At 75.0% G+C, this 7,755-nt stretch carries 9 protein-coding genes and 1 pseudogene; 7 read left to right on the top strand and 3 right to left on the bottom strand.

The window, feature by feature from the left end; all coding sequences use genetic code 11:
- Together AE652_RS30015 and AE652_RS30010 are read right to left on the bottom strand one after the other, a co-directional pair.
- The coding region (locus AE652_RS30015) for an amidase (protein ID WP_049657161.1) at positions 1-1,084 on the bottom strand (1,084 nt) is incomplete at its 3' end.
- A 20-nt stretch (positions 1,085-1,104) separates the two neighbouring features.
- The gene (locus AE652_RS30010; RefSeq protein ID WP_049657159.1) at positions 1,105-1,335 is read right to left on the bottom strand and encodes a hypothetical protein; all 231 of its coding nucleotides are present in this window, start codon (positions 1,333-1,335) and stop codon (positions 1,105-1,107) included.
- Between the two features lie 238 nt (positions 1,336-1,573).
- Here AE652_RS30010 and AE652_RS46695 point away from each other — a divergent pair, with 238 nt between their 5' ends.
- The 7 genes from AE652_RS46695 (at position 1,574) to AE652_RS29975 (ending at position 7,396) form a co-directional block, all read left to right on the top strand.
- Positions 1,574-1,798: a response regulator transcription factor gene (locus AE652_RS46695; protein ID WP_049657156.1), complete on the top strand. Its 225-nt coding sequence runs from the start codon at positions 1,574-1,576 to the stop codon at positions 1,796-1,798.
- Positions 1,799-1,894: 96 nt separating this feature from the next.
- Positions 1,895-2,221, top strand: coding sequence for a hypothetical protein (locus tag AE652_RS30000; protein ID WP_159028586.1), 327 nt, complete (start codon positions 1,895-1,897; stop codon positions 2,219-2,221).
- Between the two features lie 99 nt (positions 2,222-2,320).
- Complete coding sequence (locus AE652_RS29995; protein ID WP_049657152.1) at positions 2,321-3,244, top strand: hypothetical protein; 924 nt, start codon at positions 2,321-2,323, stop codon at positions 3,242-3,244.
- Complete coding sequence (locus AE652_RS29990) at positions 3,241-3,816, top strand: hypothetical protein (RefSeq protein ID WP_049657150.1); 576 nt, start codon at positions 3,241-3,243, stop codon at positions 3,814-3,816. The genes AE652_RS29995 and AE652_RS29990 overlap by 4 nt, the downstream gene beginning before the upstream one ends.
- A gap of 48 nt (positions 3,817-3,864) precedes the next feature.
- The gene (locus AE652_RS29985; RefSeq protein ID WP_159028585.1) at positions 3,865-5,415 is read left to right on the top strand and encodes a peptidoglycan-binding domain-containing protein; all 1,551 of its coding nucleotides are present in this window, start codon (positions 3,865-3,867) and stop codon (positions 5,413-5,415) included.
- A complete protein-coding gene (locus AE652_RS29980) occupies positions 5,412-6,140 on the top strand; it encodes an ABC transporter ATP-binding protein (RefSeq protein ID WP_049657146.1) in 729 nt (242 codons plus the stop codon). Before AE652_RS29985 ends, AE652_RS29980 begins: the two co-directional genes overlap by 4 nt.
- Complete coding sequence (locus AE652_RS29975) at positions 6,137-7,396, top strand: ABC transporter permease (RefSeq protein ID WP_049657145.1); 1,260 nt, start codon at positions 6,137-6,139, stop codon at positions 7,394-7,396. Before AE652_RS29980 ends, AE652_RS29975 begins: the two co-directional genes overlap by 4 nt.
- A gap of 43 nt (positions 7,397-7,439) precedes the next feature.
- On the opposite strand, the pseudogene AE652_RS48550 reads toward AE652_RS29975, so the two are convergent.
- A pseudogene (locus AE652_RS48550) lies at positions 7,440-7,755 on the bottom strand (ATP-binding protein); the annotation flags it as partial.

Below are 7,755 nucleotides of genomic sequence, written 5' to 3'. Positions count from 1 at the left end.
CGGCCACCCGCTCGCGCAGCCGCTCCCGGAACCGCAGGGCGGCCTCCCGGTCCTCGGCCGCGACGCCCCGGCCGACCCGGATGCCCGCCGCCGTCTCCGGCCGGTAGAGCCCGCCGAAGCGGGCGAACCAGTCGGCGTGGCCGCGGGCCAGCTCGAAGCGGTTGACCGTCTGCAGCTGCCGGACGACCTCGGCGAAGTCCGGGAACAGCTCGACCCGGCGCACCGTGAGCCCGGCCCGCGCCAGCCGGGCCAGCTGCTCCTCGAAGGCGCGCAGCGCGGCCGGCTCGGCACACTCCAGGTACGTCCCGTCCGGCACCCCGAGCACGGGCGGCCGGACCTCCCCGGCACCGATCCGGTCCGGGGAGGGAAGCCGGCCGTCGCCCCGCCAGTCGTCGCAGAGCAGCGGGGCCGCCAGGGCCGCGCCCGCCAGGTCGGCGGTGAAGGTCCCCAGGGTGTCGAGGCTCGGCGCGTTCGGGATCACCCCCGCGATCGGGATCCGCCCGTACGTCGGCCGGAAGCCCACCACCCCGCAGTACGCGGCCGGGCGGATCACCGAGCCGACCGTCTGGGTGCCGATCGCCAGCGGCACCAGCCCGGCCGCGACCGCCGCCGCCGAACCGCTGCTGGAGCCGCCCGGGGTGTGCCCCGGACGGTGCGGATTGCGGGTCGGGCCGGGGGCGCTCGCGGCGAACTCGGCGGTCACCGTCTTGCCCGCGACCATCGCCCCCGCCGCCAGCAGCCGGTCCACCACCACGGCCTGCGGCCCGGCCAGCACCCCGGGCGGCAGCGCCGAACCGCCGTGCGTGGGCAGCCCGTCCACGTGCACGATGTCCTTGACGCCCACCGCCACCCCGTACAGCGGCGGCCGCCGGTCGGGCTCCGGGTACCGCGCGGCCAGCTCGCGCGCCCGCGACCGCAGCCGGTCGTACCGCCCGGGCTCCGGCACGAACGCGTGGATCAGCGGGTCCACCCGCTCGACCAGCGCGCACAACCGGTCCACGTACTCGGGGAGTTCCGGCACACCGGCGCGCAGCCCGGCGGCCTCATCGGTCAACGGCGACGGCCGGACGAGGGATTCCTCCATGCCGAGCACGGTAGCGCCGTTTACGGGTGCTCGGCCGCCAGGTACGGCGCCTCGCGCAGGAAGTACGCCCCGCAGGTGTGGCAGCACAGCTCCGGGGTCTTCCCCCAGTCCACCGCCTCCCGCACCCGCGCGGCCGGGTCGAGCTCACGGCCGCACATCGCCACACTCTCCTCGCCCCGGACCATGTGCCACAGCCGCACCCCGCCGGCCTCGCCGCCGGCGCCGTACTCGGCCCGCATCTGGTGCATCATGCCCCCATCGTCCGACCGCCGCGCGCACCCGGCAACCGGAGCGGAACCGCCGGCCGGCGGCCCGTACGGCCCGCCCCCGGCCGGAACACCGCGGACATCCGGAGCGTCTCTCTCCGTAACATCCACGTTGACTGGGCCTACCGCCCGGCCGAGACTTGTCGTGCGTACGCTCCACACTCGGCTACGGGGGGAACCGATGGGCGATGCACAGCTTTTGACGATCGATCATCTTTCGAGAATGCGCGCGGCGGCCGACCGGGTCAGGGGGCTCTCCCAGCGCCGCGCCCAAGTCCTCGAACTCATCGGAACCGACCTGTCCAACCAGGAGATCGCCGCCGAACTGCGGATCGAGGAGCGGACCGTCAAGGCCCACACCGCCGCCCTGTTCGAGCAGCTCGGCGTGTGCTCGCGCATCCAACTGGCCCAAGCGGCCCTGCTGTTCCGGCTGGAGGACTGTACCTGAGGACACTGGTGGACCGTCCGGCCCGGTGCTGAGATGTCCTGGCCCCACTCGGGGCATCGGCAACTACCCTCCGCACCAAGAGAGATGGGACTCACCATGCTCAAGAACCGCATGGGCCGCGTGGCCACCGTGGCGGCCGCCGCCGTCGCCGCGCTGACCCTCGGCACCGGGGCCGCCAACGCCCTCTACGTCAGCGACTACACCACCGCCGCCAACATCCGCAGCGGCCCGTACACCAACTCCTCCATCAACGGCATCGGCTACCCGGGCCACGGCACCAACGACTGGTGCTACACCAACGGCTCGACCGTCAACGGCTACACCGCCTGGGACAGCAACACCGACCGGGCCACCGGCGTCTGGGGCTACACCTTCGAGGACTACATCTCCGGTGCCCTCTCGAACCAGTGGACCAAGTGCTGATCTGCTCCACCGCACCACGGCCCTCTTCGCCCCACCGCTAATGGGGCGAAGAGGGCTCCGCCCGAGACTACCGGCCCGCCCACCCGATGAGGTCCACTCGTGAGGTCCCACCGCCGCACCGCCCTGGTCGTCGCCGCCACCGGGCTCGCCCTGCTCACCGGCTGCTCCTCCGGCGGGAGCGCCGCCCCGGCCACCGGCGGAACCGGCGGCCAGGCCGCCGCGCCCGCCCTGACCGCGACGCCCACCCCGACGACCGTGGCCGACACCCAGCAGCTCCCGCTGCGGGCCTTCGCGGCGAGCCCCCAGGAACTGACCGGCATCGCGAAGGCGCAGGGCCTGCTCACCCAGGACTGCATGAAGCGGCTCGGCTTCGCCTCCTGGCAGCCGAACAACGCCGACCTCACCAAGGCCGGCAAGGACGACATGCCCACGCCGTACGGGTTCCTCAACGAGGCGCAGGCCGCCCAGTACGGGTTCCACCAGCCCGGCACCGCCGGAGGAGCCAAGGTCGGCAGCGGCAGTCCGATGAACCCCGCCGAGTTCACTGCGCTCTCCGGGCTGAAGTCCCCCACCGGCGGCGAGCCGGCCGGCGGCAGCACCCCGCCCGGCGGCTGCACCGGCGAGGCCGACCGCAAGCTCAAGGGCGACAAGCCGCCCGCCGCCGACGTCTACGGGGACCTCACCGGCCAGTCGATGAACCGCACCAAGGCGGACGCCCGGGTGGTCGCCGCCACCACCGAGTGGGCCTCCTGCATGAAGCAGCGGGGCTACGCCTACGGCAACCCCGAGAGCCTCAGCACCGAGTCCTGGGGCCCCACGGTGACCCAGCGGGAGATCGACACCGCCAAGGCCGACGTCGCCTGCACCCGGCAGACCAACCTCTCCGGCATCGCCTTCGGCGTCCAGAGCGCCATCCAGAAACAGCTGATCGAGCAGCACGACAACGAGCTGAAGGCCTACCGCGCCGCCATCCAGTCCCAGCTCGACCAGGCGGCGACGGTGCTGCGGGAGCACGGCCAGTGAGCCGCGCCCGGCCCGGCCGCCCGGCGCGGACGGCCGCCGCCGCCCTGACCTGCGCCGCCGTCCTGGCCACCGCGGGCTGCTCCGGCACCTCCTCGGCCGCCCCGGACCGCGCCACCGCCACCGGCCCGAACGGCGAACGGCTGACCGCGGTCGGGGACGACCTGCGGCAGCCGTACCTCGCCTACTGGGACGAGTGGACGAAGGTCGCCCGGGCCGGCGACGTCGCCGCCGCTCCGCTGGACGCCCACGCCGACGAGCCCAACCTCTCCATCCTGCGCGCCTCGGTGGACCAACTGCGCCAGGAGGGGCAGCACATGAGCGGCGAGGTGAAGCACCGGCTGCTCGGCATGCGGACCGACGGGGAGGCCCGCCGGCTGTACGACTGCGTCGACCTGGACGCCTGGCGGATCGTGGACGCGGGCACCGGCCACGAGATCAGCCAGGTCGGCCAACGCCCAGAACAGCTCAGCATCATGACAATGCGTCGGATCGACGGGGTGTGGAAGGTCACCGACATCCAGAACCCGCTGCCGTGCCCCGGGGGCACCGCCGCCCCGCCCCGCAGCAGCTGACCCCCGTCCGAGCGCGAAGCACCGGAAGACGTACCGGAAATGGAAGCCGTGGAAACACCCGAGCCCGAGGCCACCGCAGCGGAACCCGCCACCCCGGCCGGGTCCACCCCGCGTCGACGGCGGCGGCTGATCGTCGTGATCGCCCTGGTCGCGACGGTCACCGCCGGGGGCGGGATGTGGGCCGCCACCCTGATCCGCTCGCCGGAGCAGGCCGCCGCCGACGCCAAGGCGCCGCCCGCCTCGGTGCTCACGGCACCGGTGGTGCAGCGGGTGCTGTCCAACACCACCGTCCTGCGCGGGGTGTTCACGGCCGGCCAGTCCTTCCCGGTGCAGCCGGGCGCGGTCTCGGCCAGCGCCGGCGGCCCGGGCGGCGGCACCCCGATCGTGACGGCGCTGAAGGTCAACAGCGGGGACGCGGTGGACTCCGGACAGGTGCTGGCCGAGGTGTCCGGACGGCCGGTGATCGCCCTGCCCGGCTCGACACCCGCCTACCGCGACATGGCACCGGGCGAGTCCGGCGGCGACATCGGCCAACTGCAGGACGTGCTCCGGGACATGGGGTACTACCCGGGCGGCGACGACAAGGGGTACTTCGGGGCCGCCACCAAGGCCGCCGTGGCCAGGCTCTACCAGAAGCTCGGCTACCCGGCGGCCACCACCGGCGACCAGACCGCCACCGCCGTCCGGACCGCCCAGCAGGCCGTGGACCAGGCCAAACAGGCCGTCCGGGACCTGGAGAGCCAGCCCGCCCGCGGCGGCGACGGCGAGCCGACCGCGGCGGCCACTCCGGCCACCACGGCCCCGGCGGCCGGCAAGAACGGCGCACCGGCCCCGGGAACCACCGGGACCGGCGCACCCGCCGGAGGTGCCGGTTCCGGTGGCGCCGGTTCCGGAGGTGCCGCCGCGCTCGCCCGGGCCCGCGCCGATCTCACCGCCAAGCAGCAGGACCTGGCCCGCGCCCAGGCCAAGGACGGCCCCCAACTGCCCGCCGCCGAGGTGGTCTTCCTGCCGGCGCTGCCGGCCCGGGTGGGCGCCGTCGGCGCCAGGGTCGGCGACAAGGTGACGGCCCCGGTCCTCACCCTCACCGCCGGCGGCCTCAACCTGACCGGCCACCTGCTCCCCGGCGACGCCCCGCTGGTCAAGCCCGGCATGGACGTCACCGTGCTGTCCGAGACCACGGGCGTCCAACTCACCGCCAAGGTCGGCTCGGTGGGCGCGCTCGTCACCCCGGGAAGCCCCGGTGGCGGCGGGGGTGGGGGCGGCGCCGCCAGCGCGGCACCGGCGGCCCCGGGCGCCGGCACCGACCCCTACGTCCCGCTCGTCGTCACCCCCGACGCCCCCTGGGACCCGGCCCTGGAGGGCCAGGACGTCCGGATCACCGTGGTCGCCGCCTCCACCCAGGGCGAGGTGCTCGCCGTGCCCTCCTCCGCCATCAGCTCGGGCGTCGACGGCCGGACCTCGGTGTCCGTCGCGGGCACCGACGGCACCCGGCGCACCGTGGAGGTGACGGCGGGCGTCGCCGCGGACGGCTTCGTCGAGGTCAAGCCCGCCGCCGGAGCCGAGCTCAAGCCCGGCGAGCAGGTCGTGGTCGGCCGGTGAGCGGGGCCGGGACAGACCGCGCCGGAGCCGACCGCGACACCCCGGTGATCCGGCTGCGCGGGGCGTTCCGCACCTTCCCCGGCCCACCGCCGGTCACCGCCCTGCACCCCCTCGACCTGGAGGTCGCCCGCGGCGAGTACGCCGCCGTGATCGGCCCCTCGGGGTCCGGCAAGTCGACCTTCCTCAACCTGCTCGGCCTGCTCGACCGGCCCAGCGGCGGCACGTACGAACTCGACGGCATCGACACCGGCGCGCTCTCCGAGGCCCGCCGCACCGCGCTCCGCGGGCGCCGGATCGGCTTCGTCTTCCAGTCCTTCCACCTGCTGCCGTACCGGACCGCACTGGAGAACGTGATGCTCGCCCAGGTCTACAACGGATCGGCCAGGGCGGGCCGGGCCGACGCCGCCCGACGGGTCCTGGACCAGGTCGGCCTCGGCCACCGCGCCGAGGCCCTGCCCTCCAGGATGTCCGGAGGTGAACGCCAACGCGTCGCAGTGGCAAGGGCGTTGGTGAACCGGCCGTCGCTCCTGCTGTGCGACGAACCGACCGGGAACCTCGACTCGGCGACGGCCCTGCGGGTCATGGAGCTGTTCGAGGAACTGCACGGGAGCGGCCTGACCCTGCTGGTCATCACCCATGACCGCGAGGTCGCCGAACGGGCCCGGCGGACCATCACCATCCGGGACGGCCGGCTGAGCGCGACCGGGGCGGCGGTCGAACGGTGAGGAGGCGCGCCACGTCCACCGAAGTCCCGCTCTCCCGGCTCGGGTTGACCGACCTGCTGAGCGAGGCGCTGTCCGGCATGGTGCAGCGGCCCGGCCGGTCGGTGCTCACCCTGCTGGGCACCGTCCTCGGCGTCGGCGCCTTCGTCGCCGTCCTCGGGCTCACCTCCAGCGCCACCGGCCAGATCGGCAAGCGCTTCTCGGCCCTGCAGAACACCACGGTCACCCTGGTCGGCCGCGGAGCGGAGGTGGTCCTCGGCAACGGCCAGCACCGCGCCGCCATGGACTTCCCCGAGGACGCCGACCGCCGGGTGGGCCGGCTCAACGGCGCGGTCGCGGCCGGGGTCTACTGGAGCGCGCCGCTGACCGAGCCGAAGATCTCCACCTCCCCGGTGCCCGGCACCGGCTCCGGCGCCGGGCTCAACGTCCTGGCGCTCTCCCCCGGCGGCTTCGACGCGATCGAGGCCCGGGTCTCCGCCGGCACCGTCTACAACGCCTTCCACAGCGAACGCGGCCTGCGCGTCGCGGTCCTGGGCTCGGCCGCCGCCGGACGGCTCGGCATCAGCCGCCTCGACGCCCACCCCGCGGTGTTCGTCAACGGCGTCGGCTTCACCGTCATCGGCATCATCGACGGCAGCGCCCGGCTGCCCGAGACCGCGCTCGACGTCATGGTGCCCACCACCACCGCGCGGACCCTCTGGGGCAACCCGCCGCCCGGGGAGAACGGCCGGGCCCGGATGGTGGTCCGCACCCGGACCGGCGCGGCCGCCCTGGTCGCCTCCCAGGCCCCGACCGCCCTGCGCCCGGAGGCCCCCCAGGACTTCGAGGCCCTCGCCCCGCCCGACCCGCACACCCTGCGGGACTCCGTCTCCACCGACCTCACCGGGCTGTTCCTGCTGCTGGCCGCCATCTGCCTGGTGATCGGCGCGGTCGGCATCGCCAACACCACGCTGGTCGCCGTCCTGGAGCGCACCGGCGAGATCGGCCTGCGGCGCGCCCTCGGCGCCCGGCCCCGGCACATCGCGGCCCAGTTCCTCACCGAGTCCACCGTGCTCGGCACCCTCGGCGGACTGATCGGCACCGCGATCGGCGTGGCCGTCGTGGTGCTGGTCGCGCTGGCCCGCGACTGGACCGCCCTGCTCCAGCCCTGGACGGTCCTGCCCGCACCGCTGGCCGGCAGCCTGGTGGGCCTGCTGGCCGGCCTCTACCCGGCCCTCCGGGCCGCCGCCGTCGAACCGGCCGAAGCCCTGCGCCACTGACCCGACCCCGGCTCCCCCGCCGTCCCCTACAACGAAGCCCGCCCTACGAAGCCGCCCGCAGCAGCGCGTCGTCCTGCCACTTGAGGATCTTGTCGAAGCTGACGATCGCCCCGCGCAGCGGGTGGTTGCGCAGCTGGACGTGGTCGGTGAGGGCGTGGATGAGGAAGAGGCCCCGGCCGGACTCGGCGGTGAGGTCCGGGAGGGTGTCCAGGTCGACCGGGCGCAGGGTGGGGACGCTGGGGCGACAGGGCAGGACGTGGGTGTCGTACGGGTGGCCGTCGCGGCGGGGGCCGTAGGCGGCGAGGACGCGGGCCGGGACGGTGGCGCGGCCGCGGCGGGTGCGGCGGGGCGCCCGGCCG

This window comes from Kitasatospora sp. MY 5-36 (assembly GCF_001182915.1).
In the GTDB taxonomy this organism is placed as follows: domain Bacteria; phylum Actinomycetota; class Actinomycetes; order Streptomycetales; family Streptomycetaceae; genus Kitasatospora.
The sequence above is the reverse complement of the archived record's forward strand: the minus strand, read 5'-3'. Positions and strand labels throughout refer to the sequence as shown.

Excerpts from the sequence above, each read along its gene's own strand:
- AE652_RS30000 (WP_159028586.1), top strand. The coding sequence starts at position 1,895 with ATGCTCAAGAACCGCATGGGCCGCGTGGCCACCGTGGCGGCCGCCGCC.
- AE652_RS46695 (WP_049657156.1), top strand. The coding sequence starts at position 1,574 with ATGCGCGCGGCGGCCGACCGGGTCAGGGGGCTCTCCCAGCGCCGCGCC.
- AE652_RS30010 (WP_049657159.1), bottom strand. The coding sequence starts at position 1,335 with ATGATGCACCAGATGCGGGCCGAGTACGGCGCCGGCGGCGAGGCCGGC.